This window comes from Dokdonia sinensis (assembly GCF_003688895.1).
Taxonomy (GTDB): domain Bacteria; phylum Bacteroidota; class Bacteroidia; order Flavobacteriales; family Flavobacteriaceae; genus Dokdonia; species Dokdonia sinensis.
On sequence record NZ_REFV01000001.1, the window covers coordinates 207,723 to 226,340 of the forward strand.

Here is an 18,618-nt window from a genome sequence, read left to right on the forward strand (position 1 = left end):
ATAGTGCCTTTTGAGCAAAGTGTCGTTATGTCATAGTTTACTAGATACATCATTAGTTATCTACTCCCGTTTTATCCAGAAAACTTTGGATAGCTAGATTATAGCTCCTTAGGCCAAAACCTAAAATAACTCCAGCGGCATATTTAGAAATATAGGAATGGTGTCTAAACTCTTCTCTCTTAAAGGTGTTTGAAATATGCACTTCAACTACAGGAACAGAGATTCCTGCAACAGCGTCTCCTATTCCCACAGAAGTATGAGTATATGCCGCAGCATTTAGAATTACCCCGTCAAAATCCTCATTTGCCTCGTGTAGTTTTGAAATCAACTCTCCTTCTATATTGGATTGAAAATAAGACAGCTCCGTCTCCTTGAAGTGAAATTGAAGCTTAGTAAAATGGTCTTCAAATGTTTCAGAACCATATATTTCTGGTTCTCGTTTTCCAAGTAAGTTAAGATTAGGACCGTTTATGATGAGTATTTTCATAGCATTCTGATTATTTACGCTTTCGCGAAAGCGTAACCTTCACTAAAACTAGAGTAAAAATAGCGATAAGCTGGGTCATAAAAAAAACGTCTAGAAAAAGTGTTTTTTAAAGATTAATCCAGAATAAAAAATTGTTATAAACTGTATCTTCACTTTTGTGAAATGGGAATCTGCAATAAAAGACTACATATCGTATTTGAGAATAGAGCGAGGCTTGTCTCAAAATACACTCGAAAATTACAAACGTGATCTTACTAAACTACAGCGATATCTCGACACAAACGAAATAAGAATATCTCCTATTAAGGCAGATAAAACGTTACTTCAAGAATTTATTTATACCGTAGCAAAAGAAGTAAAACCCCGCTCACAGGCTCGAGTCATTTCTGGTTTAAGAGGTTTTTTTAATTACTTGGTTTTTGAAGAATATCGTGAGGACAATCCTATGGAACTTATAGAGTCCCCAAAAATAGGACGCAAGTTACCAGACACGCTATCACTAGAAGAGATAGATAAACTCATTGCTGCTATAGATCTAAGCAAACCTCAAGGAGAGCGCAATCGAACAATACTGGAAACGTTATATGCCTGCGGATTACGTGTCACGGAGTTAACGACGCTCAAACTATCTGACTTATACTTTAAAGAAGGTTTTATAAGTGTTACTGGAAAGGGAGATAAACAACGATTTGTACCTATAAGCGAGCATACTCAGAAATATATCAACATCTATATAGACGAGATACGAACCCATATTCCGGTTCAAGCAGCGTCTACAGATACACTATTTTTAAATAGGAGAGGAAAGCAATTAACCAGGGCAATGATTTTTACCATTATAAAGGATCTTGCTATTAAAGCCGGAATAAAGAAAAACATCAGCCCGCATACGTTTCGTCATAGTTTTGCTACTCATTTATTACAAAATGGAGCAGACTTAAGAGCTATCCAGCAAATGTTAGGACACGAGAGCATTACAACAACAGAGATTTATATGCACTTAGACCGAAACCATCTTGCAGATGCGCTCTTACAATACCACCCGAGATCAAGTCATTGATTTGATAATGTATCCTGTCTCATTATTTTTTTATTGGGTGTTCTACGATATCCAGAAGTTTTCATAATATTTTGATCTTTAATATTTACTTCATTATCATCCACTAAGTAGTCCAGGATACGCTGTATTGCAAATTGCACATCTGGATGATGCTTAACCATTGCTTCCTGATACCGCACCGCTGGCGTACTTAACAATCTAGCAAGTGGCGGCTCCACAACACCCCATTTTTTCTTGTTGTATTTTGAGTAGGCTTTCAAGGCCATATCGATACTGTCATTGTGGGTTTTTATCTTTTCCAGTAAGTCTAGTGGGTCTGCGACCTCTCCTCTAAACTGTGCTTCCACATCTGAAAGATGAATTTTATGTGGCATAAAAACTTCCTCTAGGATATATTTTTTGTTTCTAATTTTTGCAGATACATATCTGGGAAACTTATCTATAGAAATAACTGTTTCGAGTATCGCTGAAATCTGCCCAACACCAGGGTCTTTTGCTTCTCTAGTGACTCCCCATTCTTTAATCTTCTTTGCGGTGTAGTAATTTTTAGAATTTATGATGTTTATAAACACAGGGTTCATTTCTTTTACCGCAGCATTTTCTTTAGCGAGAAATGTAAAATGATCGTGAAGTTCTAATACACTTAATAGGCCTGAGTTATCAAAATATCCTCCATCTAGATAGTGTCCTTTAGAGGGAACTTCGGCCGTTGGACTAAAGAGCGGAAATCTATTTGTAGTAGATAATGCTCCAAAATATGTAAGGGATTTATCTCTGTTTACTCCTTCAAAATCAAGAATATTATCTGCTCCAGAAAATATGCTGTCTGGGACTTTTAATGAGCTAGCTACGCCTTGTTTCCCTAGTGTAGAGGTAGTATTTGTTATGAGTATAGGAAAACTAGCTTTTTCGTACGCATACATATCCTGCCAGTAATCACGATAGGTGACATTATTAAATAATCCTTTCTTCATACCAACCATACGAGAATGCTCGCGCATAGAATAGTAACTTCTGTCTCTACCCTTAAATATGTTAAATGGAATGGGTTCTCTAAAAAAATCTGCTCCTAGCCAGAGGGCGAGTTCGTAAGAGAGCACATTAGACTGACCGATCTCCTCTATGGCTTGTCTCATTTTTACGGGATCACCTTGAGCGTTGTATCTTAAAGCAGAATAGTTGCCTATTCCTACGGCACCACCAGAGACTCCAGACATCGCAACGGTTTTGTGCAGGAAACGCTTTCGCGAAAGCGAATCTAACTCAAATAATAAAAGGTTGTTCCACAGATTTGCCTTAAGACCACCTCCATAAGAGCCTATGTAAAAATAATTGTTGCCTGTGCTCTGCCTATCTGAAGATTGCAATCTTTTGAGAAAAGTTATTCTGGACATTGTATCCTTCTTTTCTATAGGGACTAAAGTGAGTTCGTGCAGATCAGAATCCTCTTTTGAAGTAATGGACACTACAATTAGAATTACTAAAGCAATGATTGGGATAAGTAATGGACGTGTAAAATGAACTTTTAATATGTCCTTATTGCGGTTGTAGTATAGGACGTGTTTAAATACTATGAATACAGCTGCATAAATAAGAATGATGTATAAAAGGATAACATTAATAGGGTTAATATAAGCGGCAATATCAAAGCTAATATTTACGAGCAGCAATACAAGTAGTGAAAAAAAACCACTTGCACTCATAATTTTTATAAAAGCCACATTGTTACTTAAATTCCCAATTAAAGTGCGTAACCAGCCATCTTTTCTCTTTTTCACTCGGTGTTTTTCAAAGAGGTAGGCGGTGGCTGGATTAAACATAGACGCTTGACGCCTGCACAATTCGTTAGTAAAAAATACATATTTTAAATAAGTCCGACATATTTTAAAATACATATAGAGATAGAGATGTGCAGCTAGAGTAATGAATGCAAAAACTAAGGTAATACCTGACCATCCTACGAAGTGAGCGAGTAATGAGGTAATCAGACTCAGCCCTATAGAAATTAGTATAAAGTAAGGGAAGAACGTGCAATAGTCCTGTATTTCCTTAAGAACATCTTTTACGGGTCGCGGCGGTTGGTCACCTGTCTTATGATTTCCAAGTGCTTCTGCAATGGAGATTTTCCAACCATTATACATCTCACCGTGAAAATGATAAATTACCAGGCTTCCTATTAAAATAAATATGGTCAGTCCAATTACATTAATATCCTTTTCAAAATACTGCGCAGCCACTCTGAAAAAAATATTAAATACTGCGATATATAATAGTATTCCTAAGCTCCTACGCCAGCGTTTTATTGTTTCGTCATTGTATAACCGCTTCCCTTCTGGGGTACCCTGACTTGTATCATAATAAATGAATCCCCAGCCAAAAAAGTTAAAACTTCCTGCCTCCTCTGTAGTAAGCTCATCTATCGTTTGCCTAGACAGTACACGTTCTTGCTCCAAGTCTTTGTCTGGGTTCTCTTTTTCCTTTAAGGCTTTGCGACCTGTTTCCATAATAGAATCACAAGTTGCATCACCTCTAGGTTTCCAGTAAGCCATCTTTAAACGCCATACATTATTGCTTCCGTACCACCAAAGCTCTGCGTAGGTAGGATAATGGGCTAATATTATAGCAAGAAAAATAAGTAAGAAAAAAAAGCCAAATGTATTCCAGAAGCTATCTAGCATAGATACAACAAGAGTCCCACCTTGAGGCATTAGTGTAAGTAGTCCGTAGATAAACGCAATAAAGATTAAACTTACTATGGATGTGATGATAAAGCGCGCTACCGTACGATACTTTTTGAGAACTAAGTTTTTGAATACATAAATGATTATGAAGAAACTACAGAAGAAATAGACTCCAATCTTTACGAAATATAATATCTCTAATCCATCTCCCTCAAAAATCATATAACGAAGGACATTTTCAATAAATTCTAGAATCAGGACTACTACAACTCCCACATTATAAACGCGTACAAGCTTATTATCCATCGTCTTAATCCATCTGGCTCCTATATAGAGAGATAACGCAATGAAGACAAGCTCAATAATAAAATAAGAATAGTATGCAAGAATTGTGGAGCGTGAACTAGATTTTATTACAGCACTTACAGCATCAAATGTTTCAAAATGACCGTGCTGCGGAATATCTATATAATCGTTTATACGAAATATAGATTGTATAAATCCTATTAAAGCGACTAAGATTATCCAATAGAGATAATATGAGAAATTAGGCCTCTTGCTGATTATCATAATTGTGAGATTAATTATTATTTATACCAGGTGAGGGAGATACCAAAGTACAAAAAAATTAAAATAAATATCACAAAAAATTATAAATCAGATAGTTGCGCTATGGTTTTAATTAATTAAAATGAGTTCCTCTTGTCGCCCATCTACATATCTAAATCCATCTTTACCCCAAAATCCAGCTTCTTCTAACATTATCCTAATATCCTTTTCCCATTCTGGAATTGTTACAGTAGTGTTGAGTTCTATGGCGTAGACTGTGTTTTCATAAAGAGGGTAATCCCCGCTACCAGGCACACCTCCTTGAGAATCCCACATTCCAATCGTCGGGCCTGCAGCGTGACCATATAACCCGAGTGGATGTGTATAGATAGAAGGACGTAAACCTTCGGCTTTGCCCTGTTTTAGAGCGTTGAGCAGAATCGTATTGCCAGAATCTCCAGTCTTAAAGTTTGTGGTAAGAATGTCTTGCACACGGTTTCCTTTTGCAAAAGCGTTAACCAGAAAATCTGGAGCTTCAGTTTCATTATCATTTAAAACATAAGCGTGCTGCTGGCAATCTGTATTTAGCCTAAGATAAGTGATCCCAAAATCACAATGCAATAAATCACCTTTCTGGATCACCTTACCCTCTGGCCTATTAGAAAAGGAGACGATATGACTCTCGAGCTGCTCGTCTGTGCGCTGTATATCTACCGTAGGGTGAAACCAAGTCTCTAGTCCAAGGTCTGTTACTTTCTGCCGTAAGAACCACACCACGTCATCTGTAGTTGTAGTTCCAGGAGTAATGGTTTTACTACTAAATGCTTCTGCAATGATATTATGTGTGATCGACACAAGCTGCTCATAGTAGTCCATTTCTCTAGCGGTTCTTGTTTCTAACCATCCTACCGCAAGTTCCTGAGCACTCACAATCTTATTGTGAATTTCTGTTGGCGTAGCAGCTATAAATTCTTCATAATCTGTTTTTACAACACCATCTGCAAGTCCATAATCGTCAGAGTAGTTCATTCCGATTTTTTTTGGATTGCGTGCCTTTATAATGTCTACCAAAGCCTTCCATTGGTTTGGCTCTTTTTCCTTGTCCCAGGCAGAGTTGATATTCTTTCCAACGTTGTATCGGGCTATTGCAAGCTTCTCGATGGTATCATCCTTCTGATTACGATAAAAAACTAGAATAGTCCTGCGCCTCGCATTTAACCAGGTTGAAGGAAGCATAGTCTTGAGCACTGGGTCTTCATTATACTCACGAGAGATGAGTAACCACATATCTATACCTGCCCTATCCATTAACTCGGGTAAAAGTGAATTAAAACGTTCCTCAAGAATATCATCTATAACTTGTGCTCTTTCCCTTTCTGGAAGCACCTGCGCACTTAGGGAGCACGCGATAAACATTATTACAAAAGAAAAGATCTTAAACATATCAATAGGGTTTTATATAAGGTCTTAAAGTAACAAAAAAAAGACTGCCGTGGGGCAGTCTTTTTAATCAAGTGGGATATTATCCCTTACGTTTCTTTTTGTTTTTCTTTTTGCGCTTCTTTTTCTCTTTCTTAATTTTCTCTGCGCCTATGTCTTCAAATGCCAGAATCTGACTAACGTTTTCTTCCGAAAATACTGGAGCCATTTGTTTTTCAAACTTAACTTTAGCCGCATCTAGCAGCTTCCTCTTTTCTATAGATTCTAAAGTGGTACTATAGGTAACGTCAAATTTCTGGATGTAATAATCTTTAAGGTAATTTTTGAGCACCTCTTTTTTAAAAGCATCTATGCCCAGCTCTTCTGCATAAAGATTTGCATTTTCTTGAGCCCGTTCCCCTGCATCTGGCTTTTCTGCTTCATAAGAAATGTTACTTCCTTGACCAACACCATAACCACGTTGCTGCGACCTTTGGGAACCACCTATTTGTGCTACAAGTGACTGCGCCCCAAAAATGGCAATTACAGATAAAAGAACAATTTTATAAAATCTCATACTTTTAAAAATTTTTGCAAATATATCATTTATTAATCTATGGATCAGTTATCAACAACGGTGCCTAAAATAGCCTTTAATAAAAAAATAAAAAGTTTCAAATACTAATTTTTTATAATCGTCAGGATTTCTGGTAATATACTTAATGCAGTAAGAGCTATGGCTCCTCCAATCTTTGGATTATTAGACACTCGACCTGTTTTATCATTGCTCTCGGCATTACCCTGGAGACTACTCTTTGATTTACTCGTTACCATACTCTCTATATTATCATTGCGCATCATTATTACAGAATTTAATGCTCCTGGCTCATATTGGGTTTGAGCCAGGTTAAATGCTTGATCAATTCCATCTTTTACCTCAGTATTTCTTATAGGTTGTGACAATACTTGAACCATCTCCATAATTTTTTTTTCATTTTTTATTTTGGTGTATGGTAATAATACTTCGTTGCGGCTACCATAAGTGCCTAAGGCAATTAGATCGTCTGGCTTTAATCTTTTGAGTAACAAACTCAAACCCTGCTCAAGGTAAAAACGCGCATCAGTATATATTCCATTTTCACTAGCTTCTATCAAAAGAAAAAGCTTTTGTTTTTCTTGAGTAGGATAATTTGTTGCCGCGTGAGTTATGAGTCCTTCAATCGTAATCATTGTAGATTTAATTTCCTGTTCTGTTTGTGCGCTTGCTTGCAAGGTTAATAATACAATTGCGCATAATTTTAATAGATTTTTCATTGCCTATGTTTTTAAAGTTTATCTAAAACTACTAATGGCAATAAGGTATTACAATGCAAGATTAGGGAATGCTCGATATCATTGAGGGAACAGGGGTTTGAAAGTTAGATGTGCCAGCAAAGACTCCAGCTTCTAAGAAAAAGGACCGCTGTTTACAGTTTTATAAATCTAATCATCAATGCTCCAAAGCTTTTCTCACCGTTTGGCCTCGTTGTAACTTTCCATTATCTGTGCGTTCAAATCTAGGAAGCGTGATTATGACCTTCGGAAACTCATAGGGTTCAAAATGAGTAAGGTCCAAATCCGCTTTTGCGAAAGCAAACTCCTCCTCCTGTTCTACAAATAACACCAGCTTCTCTCCTAATGCATCATCGGGAACTCCAGCGACAAAATAGGAACTGTCAATCATCGTTGCAAGCTTTGCTTCTATCTGTTCTGGATGCAACTTTACACCACCACTATTAATCACGTTATCAATACGTCCCAACCAGATAAATTTTTTAAAGGTCTCCAGTTTTACGATATCGTTAGTAATCACAGGGTCGGTACTGACAGCAGGTGCTTTTATAACGAGGCAATTACGATTATCTACAGAAATGGTAACCTTAGGCAAGGTTTTAAAAGGAATAATATCTTGCGTAGATTTCTTAGGGTTTATGCGCCTAGCGGCAATATGAGTGACAGTTTCGGTCATTCCATAAGTTTCATAAATCTTTGTAGAAAGACTTTGCAGGCGGCTTACTAAGGATGGTGCTATAGCGCCACCGCCTACGATGAGTTTTTTAAGGAGGTGCATTCTTCCTAATGAGTTATCTAACTGAAAAGGTGTCATCGCACAAAAATCATAACGTCTATAAACATTATCCAGAGGATTAGATTTAGGTTGAGCCATATCGATATGCCAGCCCTGTGTGAGCGCACGTACCAACATCATTTTACCGGCAATAAAATGAGCAGGAAGACAGAGTAAGGCTGTTGTCTTTTCTGGTAGGTCAAAATGCTTTGCAGTTGCTTTTGCACTATTAACCATATGCATCTTGAGGATTTTTATTGCCTTAGGAGAACCTGTAGATCCAGAAGTATGTACCGTTATATATCTTTTATCGTTAAGCCAGTCTAATAAAAAATTACCCACGGCTTCTTCATAAGGCTCACCTTCTTTAATAAATTCGTAGGCTTGCGCTTTTAATTTTTCAATAGAAAATTTTTCTCCATTGAGTTTAAATTTTGGGTGTACCCGCGCATATCGATCTTGAAACTCTACCATATTTGTGAAAGTATAAACAACACGTAAACTTTGAGTTAAGAGCGTATTATCGTTGCTTTAAATTTCTTCTGTCTTACTCGTGACTGGTACAGGAGGCATTACTTTTCCTGTGAGTTTTTCTCTCCAGTTTGTCCATTTGTATTTTTTGGCTAGGACTAAGAGAAATATTGGATAAACTATAAGAACTGGTAATATCAATTCAACCCCCGCTCCCGTAGGAGCTACAGATTTGAATAAAGCATCAGTTTGGAGTGCAGAATATTCAAACGTTAGTAAAGTCGCGGCAAGAAGATTATTCCCAAAGTGGAAACCCAACGCAAGTTCAAGTCCGTCATCCATAAGAGTCATTATTCCTAAAAGTAATCCCGTTCCTATGTAGAAGACCATTATAATTGGTCCAATCTCTGCTACTTCTGGATTGGCTGAATGAAAGACACCAAACATTATCGATGTGATTAATAGAGGCATCCATTTATTACGTACTGCAATTCCAATTTGTTGCATCAAATAGCCTCTGAATAGCCATTCTTCGAGTCCAATTTGAAATGGAAATAAAATCAACCCAATAAGAACAAGAATTGAGAATTTTGAAGCATCAAATTGCCAGACATAATCATCTGGACTGGCATAATAAGCAACTACAAAAGTTACTATTGTGTATATAAAAACCATCATAAAAGAGAATAAGATCCTCTTAAAATCGACTTTTTCTCGTGCAGTTGTCAAACTCAGAATACTTCTTTGATGTAGCGCCCAAACGAGTAAAAATAGCAAAAATAATATGGCCGCAAACGGCGCAAGATTGAAAGCGAGAAGTAGATTTTTACTTTTGAACAACTCCATCATTGCATCCATTTCTGCCTGGACATCTAAGTCCATAGTCAGAAACATTATAAGGTTCAATATAAATAATCCAGTACCGAATAATGTGACTATGACAACTCTCCACCATTCATTTATACCCTTATATGCCTGTTCTATAAACATTTATTTGATGTTATTTAAATCCCAAGACAAGTTGGGATTGTATGAAATTTTTCCCTCTTTGACCATCAAAGGAGAAGGGATGTTATTTGTGTAAAGGCTTCCTGTACCTAGACCTTGATGCCCTTTTGCTCCAATGATATACGTCCATTGAGCTATAGCGCTAAGCCCTACATTACTCTCTAGGGCAGAGGTTATCCACCAGCCTATCCCGAGTGTATTTGCTATATCAATCCATTCCTGACTACCACGGAAACCACCTACAAAACTAGGCTTTAAGATAATAAATTGTGGGTTTACAGTTTCTAGTAATTCTTTCTTTTCTTGTCTCGTTGTAATTCCTATAAGTTCCTCATCTAGTGCAATAGGTACAGGCGTCGTTTTACATAGTAAACGCATCGCATCATTTTGCCCAGCTTTTATAGGCTGCTCTATAGAGTGTATATTGAGCTCAGATAGTTCTTTTAAAACAAACGGTGCTTCTTTTGGGGTAAAAGCTCCATTTGCATCTACCCGCAATGTCATTTGTTCTGGAGAACAATGCTTCCTGATAAAAGAAAGTAATTTTAGCTCATTATCCAGATCAATGGCTCCTATTTTCATCTTAATGCAATTAAAGCCACTCTCTAGTTTCTCGTCTATTTGATCCTTCATAAACGCTTCATCGCCCATCCAGATCAAACCATTTATGTCAATTGCCTCTTGGCCACGAGTAAATGCTGAAGGAAAAAGCTCAAAAGGATGTGCAGCTTCAAGGGACATAAAGGCCATCTCTACTCCTGCCTGGATACTTGGAAATTCTGCAAGCTGCTCCCACAATTTATACATTCCTAAGGCAATGTTTTTGCAGGTCCACTTTAGTTTCTCTTCATAATCAGGACGGTCATCGTAGCTCAGTCCTCTTAAAATCCCACACTCTCCTATTCCGCACTTTCCCTCACTTTCTATGTTAATAAACCAAGTTTCCTTAGTTTTTAATATTCCACGAGATGTGCCGCTGGGGCGTTTAAATTCTAAGATATACTTTTGGTAAGTAGCTGTCATTTTTGATTTTTACGCTTTCGCGAAAGCGTATATCTACACCTCCAATACTTCATTAATATCCAGTAAGATAAGTTCCTTTCCTTTCTCCGAAAAAGTTGTTACCGCCTTATCCTTATCTATTTTTATATAGCCAAAGGTATCATAGTGGCAACCAACAATACGATCGCAATCGATAAAATCGGAAGCTATAACTGCATCATCTACTCCCATTGTAAAATTATCACCTATGGGAAGTATTGCTAGATCAAGCTTGTAGGACATTGGGATAAGTTTCATATCCATCGTTAGAGCAGTATCACCAGCAATATATATCGTCTTTTCTGAAGTTTTTATTATAAACCCACCAGGTTGTCCTCCGTAGGTACCATCTTCAAAAGAACTGGTATGAATCGCATTTACGTATTTTACCTCGCCAAAGGGAAATTTCCACTTCCCACCGTGGTTCATAGGGTGTGTCTGGAAGCCCTTTGTCTCATAATATTTTGTTATTTCATAATTGCTTACGATGGTAGCTCCTGTGTTTTTTGCAATAGCAGCTGCATCTAGAACGTGGTCTTGATGCGCGTGCGTGAGTAGTATAAAATCTGCTTTGAGGTCATTTATATCTACTTTATCTTTAGAAAGATCATTTCCAGAAATGAAAGGATCTACAATAATGTTTATATCCCCAATAGCAATATGAAAGGCATTTTGACCAAAAAAAGTTAGTTTCATTATAATAGGTTTTAAGTTAAAATTACGGTTAGTCCTAAGAACAAGAGAGTGCATTAAGACTTTTTTAATACAAAAGCCCCGTGACCAAAGTCACGGGGCTTTCTTAATAATGATTTACTTATAATTCCTATTGCTTTACAATACGTTTTACAGTAGTTGCATTTCCAGTGGTTATTTGTGCAAAATAAATTCCGCTTGCATAACCAGAAATATTAATTTGCTTCTCTGTAGCCATATCGCTAAGTGCTATTACTTCGATCACACGTCCGTTTACATCAGACATTGTGATTGTTTGTAATTGAGCATTAGATCCATTGCGAAGTGTAAACTGACTTGCAACCGGATTAGGATAAACAGAGATTGCGCTATCAAGTGCAAAATCGTTTGTGCTTAACGTTTCATCTACAGTAAGAACAAATGAGCATTCTGTAACGTTTCCAGCAGCATCTGTGGCTGTAAATGTTACGTCTGTCATACTTCCATCTGCTACAGTTTCTCCTGCAGCTGGTACTTGAACAAACTCGAGTTCATCACCAGAAGAACAGTTATCAGAAGCTAGTGCACTCCAATCTGGAATTGTATAAACCGCCGCTCCGTCATCTGGAGATACTGCAAAGTCACCTGGACAATCTATAGCTGGGAAAGCTGTATCTGTAACTGTCACGTCAAAGGTATAAGTATCTAAAACGGTTCCGTCCATAGCTTGAGCTTCGTAAGATACAGTTGTAGTTCCTACCGGGAATTCTTCTCCACTTTCAAAACCTTCTGTAAGTACTAAAGTGGCTTCTCCATCACAACCTACAACCTCACCAGTCAAGTCATAGTTAATAACTCTACTACATTCTACAGTATCACCAGTACCTATAAACAAGTCACTAGGACCGTCAAATTGGACACCAGCAAGTACTGTAAGTACAGCTGTACAAGTTTCTCCACCTGCCGTTATTGTGACTGTGTTGTCTCCCGTTGTCATACAGTCAAAGGAATTAGGACTAAATGTAACCAGAGCATCCCCACAAGTACTAGGAGCATAGACATTTTTCTGTAGTTCCTCAAAGGCAATAGAAAAATTATTAATTGTTCCTGTGTCGCCTCCTGTATCATCCGTTACAAATAATGACCAAGTTCCGTCAACATCAGCTCCAGCAAGAATGGTCGCAAAATCTCCTTCTTGGGCGCTAAATGATCCATTAAATGGCGGTGCTCCAGTAGTTATACTCGCATTTCCGTCTTGAAATACGGTAGTAGAATAATTATCCCCAGAACCACCCAGACCATCGGCTAATTCTACTTCAGAACCGTCAGGAGATATTAAGGTTAATGTTAAATCACTATCCCAAGTGTGAGTAATATCAATAGTCACTACAGGTAAATATTCTGTACCTATAGACCCTCCAATACCAGAAACATCTACTGTAGCAGTTGCACCAGCAGGATTTGAATCTGGAATTGCTAATGGTGTGTCTCCAGAAGCTACAGCCGCGGTAGTAGTCCCATTACTTTCAAATCTCACCTCTGCATTCTGAACAAGATCTTCAAAAGGTCCTTCCAACATTCCATTCTCATCTAGATTAGCGGTTGCATCTTGACATTGTAAATCTACTACACACTCTATAAAAGTAATCTCATAAGAGAGTAGCGTTCCCGTATCTCCACCTGTATCGTCACAAACAGAAAGTTGCCATATACCTCCAGCATTCTCACCTGCAAAGGTCTCTGCAAAGGTTCCTCCTTCTGGAGCAAATGTACCTGTAAAAGGAGCACTTGCATCAGTTATATCATCACCACCATCTTGAAAAACAGTATTCGTGTAATTGTCACCAGTACCTCCATTATCAGACGATAAGTCTAATGAAGTTCCATCAGGAGAAACTAAACTTATATCTAAATCTGAATCCCAAGTGTGCGTTAAATCAATTGTGACGTTATCAATACCCCAATCTGTGCCTATTGTTCCTGTGAGTGTCGAGGTAGCATCAGATGTTGTAGCTGTAGAACAAGTAGCCGTCCCAGTCCCCGTTGCTGGAATAGGCGTAGGTGTGCCCGCACCCGTAAACGTGGTTTGAGCATTCATACCACCCATAAGGCAGAATAATGCTGCTGTTAGCATCAAAGTAATTTTTTTCATAAAATTTTAGTTTAAATTATTATCCAGTAGGAAAAATAAGAATAATTGTTAAGCCATTTTAATATAAACTTAACAATTCGATAAAATGCACTTATAGAACGCTAAAAGGTTAGCGACTCAAACCTAACCTATTACGAGTTGAGGCAAAATGAGACATAAGACAAAGAAGACAGAAGCTATAGTAAAAGTCACTAAAGCCACTTTCTTTAATTCAGGGTCGTAAGCCTTAGGTTGCTCAACCAGAATCACCTTACGAATGTGGATACCTAAAACTAAAAAAGGCAGGATCGTTAAGAAATATACTTCAGGTACTTTTGAAACAAAAAGAAATACATTCCAAGCAACAAAAGCAACCATAATAACAACTATATGGTACCTTTTAGACCCACTTTTTCCCATCAAAACCGCAAGTGTTTTCTTTCCAACTTTCTCATCTTCTACCCGATCTCTCATGTTATTAAGATGTAACACTGCGGTTGCAAGTAAACCAATGGTGGCAGCTGGTAAAACTTTTACAATATCTAGTTGCCTCGTGAACAGAAAATAACTACCCATAACAGCCACTAAGCCAAAAAAAATAAAAACGAAAAAATCACCCAATCCCCGATAACCATAAGCACTTTTACCCACCGTATATTTTACCGCGGCAATAATTGCAGTAATGCCCAAGAAGAGAAAAAGTAAAGACAACATTAAATCATCTGCACCAAATGCGGTATAGATTAATGCAATAACAGCCATCATCGTGAGTACGGTAATCACTATCATTCCTCTTATAAGATCTGATGTAGTCAGTAGGCCACTCTGCATAGCTCTTGCCGGACCAACACGATGTTCATTATCTGTCCCTTTTACTCCGTCGCCATAATCATTTGCAAAGTTTGATAAGACCTGGAATCCCAGGGTTGAGAGCAGGGCAAGCACAAAAATTTCCCATTTAAAAAGTCCTTCCATCTGGGCTAAACCCGAACCTACGAGAATACCAGATATAGATAGCGGCAAAGTGCGTAAGCGAGCAGCAAGTAACCAAGAGGAAATGGATGGCATAGAAGTAAATTGTGCATCAAAAATACATTTTCTTTCGCTTAAAGCGAAAACACAAGAGTTCTCAATTCAATTTACTAGCTTCGTAACAACAAAACTTAGCATTTATGAAAACCTTCTTACCCCTCTCCATCTTATTATTAGCAATTACGTTTGTAGGTTGCAAGTCTGATAACTCTCCGAAGAACAATTCTGAACTTGCAGAAACAGAAGTAAAAACCCCGTTTGTCTGGGAAGGAGCAAATGTATATTTCCTGATGACAGATCGTTTCAGTAATGGAGACAGCTCAAACGATACCAACTTTGACCGTACAAAAGAAACAGCAGTCTTAAGAGGTTTTATGGGTGGTGATCTTAAAGGAATCACTCAAAAAATAAATGAGGGATATTTTACAGATTTAGGCGTTAATGCCATCTGGTTTACACCCGTCGTAGAGCAAATACACGGTGGTGTAGATGAAGGTACGGGGCTTACATACGGATTCCACGGATACTGGACTAAGGACTGGACCGCACTAGACCCAAATTTTGGCACGATGGAAGATTTACAAGAGGTTGTAACTTCCGCTCACAAGAATAACATTCGTATTGTGATGGATGTCGTTCTCAATCATACAGGGCCGGTTACAGAACAAGATCCGTTCTGGGGATCAGACTGGGCAAGAGAAGACCCTAATTGTGCTTTTACAACTTATGAAAACACAATTAAATGTAGTCTAGTAGAAAACCTCCCAGATATCCTCACCGAAAGCGAAGAAGAAGTTCAACTCCCAGAACACCTCATCGCTAAGTGGAAAAAAGAAGGCCGCTACCAGCAAGAAATAGAAGAACTAGAAAACTACTTCACAAGTAACAATCTTAAAAAAACACCCCGTAATTATATTATAAAGTGGCTTACCGATTACGTGAGAGAACTTGGAATAGATGCCTTTAGAGTAGATACTACAAAGCACGTAGAGGAAGGAGCTTGGGATGTACTGCGTGAGCAAGCAGAAATAGCCTTTAGTACGTTTAAAAAAGAAAATCCTGAAAAAACGATGGATGACACACCATTTTTTATGCTTGGAGAAGTCTATAATTATATGGCAAGCAATGGTCGTGATTTTAACTTAGGTGACAAGAAAGTAGATTACTTTGCACACGGTTTTGACAATCTTATAAATTTTGAATTTAAATACGACGCGCTACAAGACTATGAGACCTTGTTTTCTAAGTACGATAGCATTCAGCACATCTCACATAAAGGAAAAAGCATTATGAATTATGCTACTTCTCACGATGACGGACAACCTTTTGACAAAGACCGCACAAAACCACTAGAAACAGCAACCAAGCTGCTCCTCACACCAGGACTATCACAAATTTATTACGGGGATGAAAGCGCACGTGACCTCACGATTGAAGGTACTCAAGGCGACGCTACCCTAAGAAGTTTTATGAATTGGGAACAGCAATCAGAACAAGAGACTAAAAAAATATTAAATCATTGGCAAAAACTGGGGTACTTTAGAGGGTCACATCCCGCAATAGGCGCCGGAAAGCACAAAATGTTAAGTCAAGCTCCATATATCTTTTCTAGAACTTTTGAGAATAATGATTTTAAAGACGTTGTGATTGTTGGTCTAGATTTACCACCTGGAAAGAAGGAGATTTATGTAGGTGACGCTTTCGCGAAAGCGGAAACCCTCACAGACACTTATTCAGGGCAAGAAGTAGCTATTACTGACGGCAAAGTAACGGTAGACTCGCCCTATAATATTGTGCTCTTAGAAGAATAATTTAACCCTCTAGCTCATTTAAAAACGAAGCAATAACTTCTTGAATACCCATCTGTAAAAGCGGATCAGTAATCTCCTGAGCATCGACATTAAAATGTTGCTGAAACGAAGGAAAGCTAAAACGCTCCACCACATTTGCACCAAAACGAGGCAAGGTTTTCTCGGTGTATTCAAGTGCACTAGACCCACCACGTGCACCTGGAGATGTACTTATAAGCAAGACCTTTTTGTCCTCAAGAAAATTACGGTCTGCCCGCGATAGCCAGTCTATGATATTCTTGAAAAACGCAGACACCATGCCATTATGTTCGTTTACGGCTATTATCACACCATCTGCCCTTGATATTTCTGCCTTAAGGAGGTTTATATCTATGGGAATTCCGCTAGATTGCTCTATATCTATATTGTACATCGGCAGATTATAATCTGTGAGCAAGAGCATCTTTTTGTCTGCTCCAGAGCAATGGTTGAGCACATAGTTAGCGAGCTGTACATTTATAGAACTACTACTATTACTACCCGCAAATGCAAGAACCCTTTTCATACAACTATTGTTTACAGTTACAAATTAAGCATAAAAAAAGCAGCACGAGGCTGCTCTATATAATCTTATATGTAAAATATTACTACAAATTAAATGTAAGTGTAGCAATTACTGCTCTGTTTGTTCTATTATTAGAAGGAGCATTAGTAAGCCCAGTAGAATATAAGGACTGATTAAGATCTTGTTCTGTGCTATCGTATGCAAGGTCTAACTTTACATTCCCAAAATTATATCCTAAACCTAATGAATATCCAGTAAGTGCTCCTATGGTAAATTCATTCTCATACGGGCTTTCAATAAACCTGTAGCCACCTCTAAAACTCCAGTCTTCATAGCGGTACTCCCCACCTAACTTATAAGTTCCTGCACCCCTTAACTCATTATCTATAGCTGCATTCTGAACAGCAAAAAACGGGTCGCCCTTAGGCCTAAAAGAAAGCTGAGAATAATCCGTGTAAGAATAATCAAAGCTTATGAGCCCCTGCTGTCCAAATAAATAAGCTACACTTCCGGTGTATTTCCCTGGAGTTGAAATTTCATAATCTTGATAAATATTAAGGACACGAGGATCGATATCTTGAGTGATCATCTGATCATCTTCGATACGGTCTGTGATTAATCGCTGGCTTCCTTCTTCAGAAATGGTAAACCACGTAGGAGAATCATAGGTAAACCCGAGTCTTATGTCATTCCCTACTCGAGCAATAGTTCCTAGTTGAAAAGAGAAACCACTTCCGAATGTTCTTAGGTTATTATCAAATCGAATAGCCGTAATACCTTCAGCATTAGCATTAGTCTCTACTAAACTATTAGATTGTTCGAAATCAAAAAAATGCGAATTTAAATTGAGGCCAAAGTATACATTATCCCCATACTGAGCACCTATGTTAAAGGCTGCTTTTCCATTGTAACCCACACTACTTGAAAGATAGTCCTGTGTAAAAGAATTACCTCCTACATTAGATATATAAGCTGTTCCATCAGGATTATCAAAATCTACAGGATCTATTAAGAAAGATTGAAAACCTAGAAAAGCCTGCTGTGCACCGAAACCTTGATTTTCACCTAAGAATTGGTACAGATCTGCCGTGGTCTCATTGTCACGTAGCTCCAGTAAGTCTAAAGGTACGCCCTGCGCAAAATTTAAAAAATAATCTCCTATAGTTTGTCCACTTGTCCCAAACGCTGCAAATTGATCATCAAAATTCTGGGTGCGGTCATAATTTAGTCCAATAGTAAATTTTTTCCATTTTGAGTTCCCATTCCCTTCGAAGACAAAAACACCGCCGATTTGATTAAATGAGATACTACTATCATCGCTTTCGCGAAAATCACCATTGTAACCTACCTCATTAGTAACATTATCATTTGCTAAGGAAAAGGTAAAAGCACTTTTAGTAAAAACGGCACTACTTGCAGGGTTTATAGAAATTGCACTCATATCTCCTCCCAGAGCGCCAAAGGCTCCGCCGAGCGCCCGATATCTAGCCGTTCCCGTGGTGTTTGTTTGGCTATATCGTAATGCATCTTGTATAGACTGCGCATAGCTTAGTTGTGCAACCGCAATAGTTGCAATAATTAAGAATATCTTTTTCATAATATGAT

At 38.0% G+C, this 18,618-nt stretch carries 15 protein-coding genes; 2 read left to right on the top strand and 13 right to left on the bottom strand.

Going from position 1 to position 18,618, the window contains the following annotated elements:
* Positions 1-52 precede the first annotated feature (52 nt).
* On the bottom strand, positions 53-487 hold the full coding sequence (gene aroQ / locus EAX61_RS00820) for a type II 3-dehydroquinate dehydratase (RefSeq protein WP_121915752.1): 435 nt from the start codon (positions 485-487) through the stop codon (positions 53-55).
* 157 nt (positions 488-644) lie between these two features.
* On the opposite strand from aroQ, the gene xerD reads away from it, so the two are divergent.
* On the top strand, positions 645-1,547 hold the full coding sequence (xerD, locus tag EAX61_RS00825; RefSeq protein ID WP_121915753.1) for a site-specific tyrosine recombinase XerD: 903 nt from the start codon (positions 645-647) through the stop codon (positions 1,545-1,547).
* On the opposite strand, the gene EAX61_RS00830 is transcribed toward xerD, so the two are convergent.
* From EAX61_RS00830 to menA, 10 genes are all read right to left on the bottom strand, one after another.
* Positions 1,541-4,798 carry a hypothetical protein gene (locus tag EAX61_RS00830; protein WP_121915754.1) on the bottom strand — a complete coding sequence of 1,086 codons (3,258 nt, stop codon included), beginning with the start codon at positions 4,796-4,798 and terminating at the stop codon, positions 1,541-1,543. The genes xerD and EAX61_RS00830 overlap by 7 nt on opposite strands.
* 108 nt (positions 4,799-4,906) lie before the next feature.
* Positions 4,907-6,220, bottom strand: coding sequence for a M24 family metallopeptidase (locus EAX61_RS00835; protein ID WP_121915755.1), 1,314 nt, complete (start codon positions 6,218-6,220; stop codon positions 4,907-4,909).
* Between the two features lie 79 nt (positions 6,221-6,299).
* Positions 6,300-6,773 (bottom strand): hypothetical protein, encoded by a 474-nt coding sequence (locus tag EAX61_RS00840; protein WP_121915756.1) that lies wholly within the window; start codon positions 6,771-6,773, stop codon positions 6,300-6,302.
* Between the two features lie 104 nt (positions 6,774-6,877).
* Positions 6,878-7,510: a vWA domain-containing protein gene (locus EAX61_RS00845; protein WP_121915757.1), complete on the bottom strand. Its 633-nt coding sequence runs from the start codon at positions 7,508-7,510 to the stop codon at positions 6,878-6,880.
* A 175-nt stretch (positions 7,511-7,685) separates the two neighbouring features.
* Entirely contained in the window at positions 7,686-8,777 is a 1,092-nt protein-coding gene (locus EAX61_RS00850; protein WP_121915758.1) for an AMP-binding protein, read from the bottom strand.
* A 57-nt stretch (positions 8,778-8,834) separates the two neighbouring features.
* Positions 8,835-9,656 carry a CPBP family intramembrane glutamic endopeptidase gene (locus EAX61_RS00855; protein ID WP_161555146.1) on the bottom strand — a complete coding sequence of 274 codons (822 nt, stop codon included), beginning with the start codon at positions 9,654-9,656 and terminating at the stop codon, positions 8,835-8,837.
* A gap of 108 nt (positions 9,657-9,764) precedes the next feature.
* Positions 9,765-10,805 carry an o-succinylbenzoate synthase gene (locus EAX61_RS00860; protein WP_121915760.1) on the bottom strand — a complete coding sequence of 347 codons (1,041 nt, stop codon included), beginning with the start codon at positions 10,803-10,805 and terminating at the stop codon, positions 9,765-9,767.
* 33 nt (positions 10,806-10,838) lie between these two features.
* The gene (locus EAX61_RS00865) at positions 10,839-11,519 is read right to left on the bottom strand and encodes a metal-dependent hydrolase (protein ID WP_121915761.1); all 681 of its coding nucleotides are present in this window, start codon (positions 11,517-11,519) and stop codon (positions 10,839-10,841) included.
* Between the two features lie 127 nt (positions 11,520-11,646).
* Complete coding sequence (locus tag EAX61_RS00870) at positions 11,647-13,647, bottom strand: proprotein convertase P-domain-containing protein (RefSeq protein ID WP_121915762.1); 2,001 nt, start codon at positions 13,645-13,647, stop codon at positions 11,647-11,649.
* Between the two features lie 123 nt (positions 13,648-13,770).
* Positions 13,771-14,694 carry a 1,4-dihydroxy-2-naphthoate octaprenyltransferase gene (gene menA / locus EAX61_RS00875; protein ID WP_121915763.1) on the bottom strand — a complete coding sequence of 308 codons (924 nt, stop codon included), beginning with the start codon at positions 14,692-14,694 and terminating at the stop codon, positions 13,771-13,773.
* Between the two features lie 104 nt (positions 14,695-14,798).
* On the opposite strand from menA, the gene EAX61_RS00880 reads away from it, so the two are divergent.
* Positions 14,799-16,469, top strand: a complete 1,671-nt coding sequence (locus EAX61_RS00880; protein ID WP_121915764.1) for an alpha-amylase family glycosyl hydrolase — start codon at positions 14,799-14,801, stop codon at positions 16,467-16,469.
* 1 nt (position 16,470) lies between these two features.
* Here the strand turns inward: EAX61_RS00880 and EAX61_RS00885 are convergent, their stop codons facing one another.
* Positions 16,471-17,013 carry an NADPH-dependent FMN reductase gene (locus tag EAX61_RS00885; RefSeq protein WP_121915765.1) on the bottom strand — a complete coding sequence of 181 codons (543 nt, stop codon included), beginning with the start codon at positions 17,011-17,013 and terminating at the stop codon, positions 16,471-16,473.
* Positions 17,014-17,095: 82 nt separating this feature from the next.
* Positions 17,096-18,610 carry an OmpP1/FadL family transporter gene (locus EAX61_RS00890; RefSeq protein ID WP_121915766.1) on the bottom strand — a complete coding sequence of 505 codons (1,515 nt, stop codon included), beginning with the start codon at positions 18,608-18,610 and terminating at the stop codon, positions 17,096-17,098.
* Between the last annotated feature and the right edge of the window lie 8 nt (positions 18,611-18,618).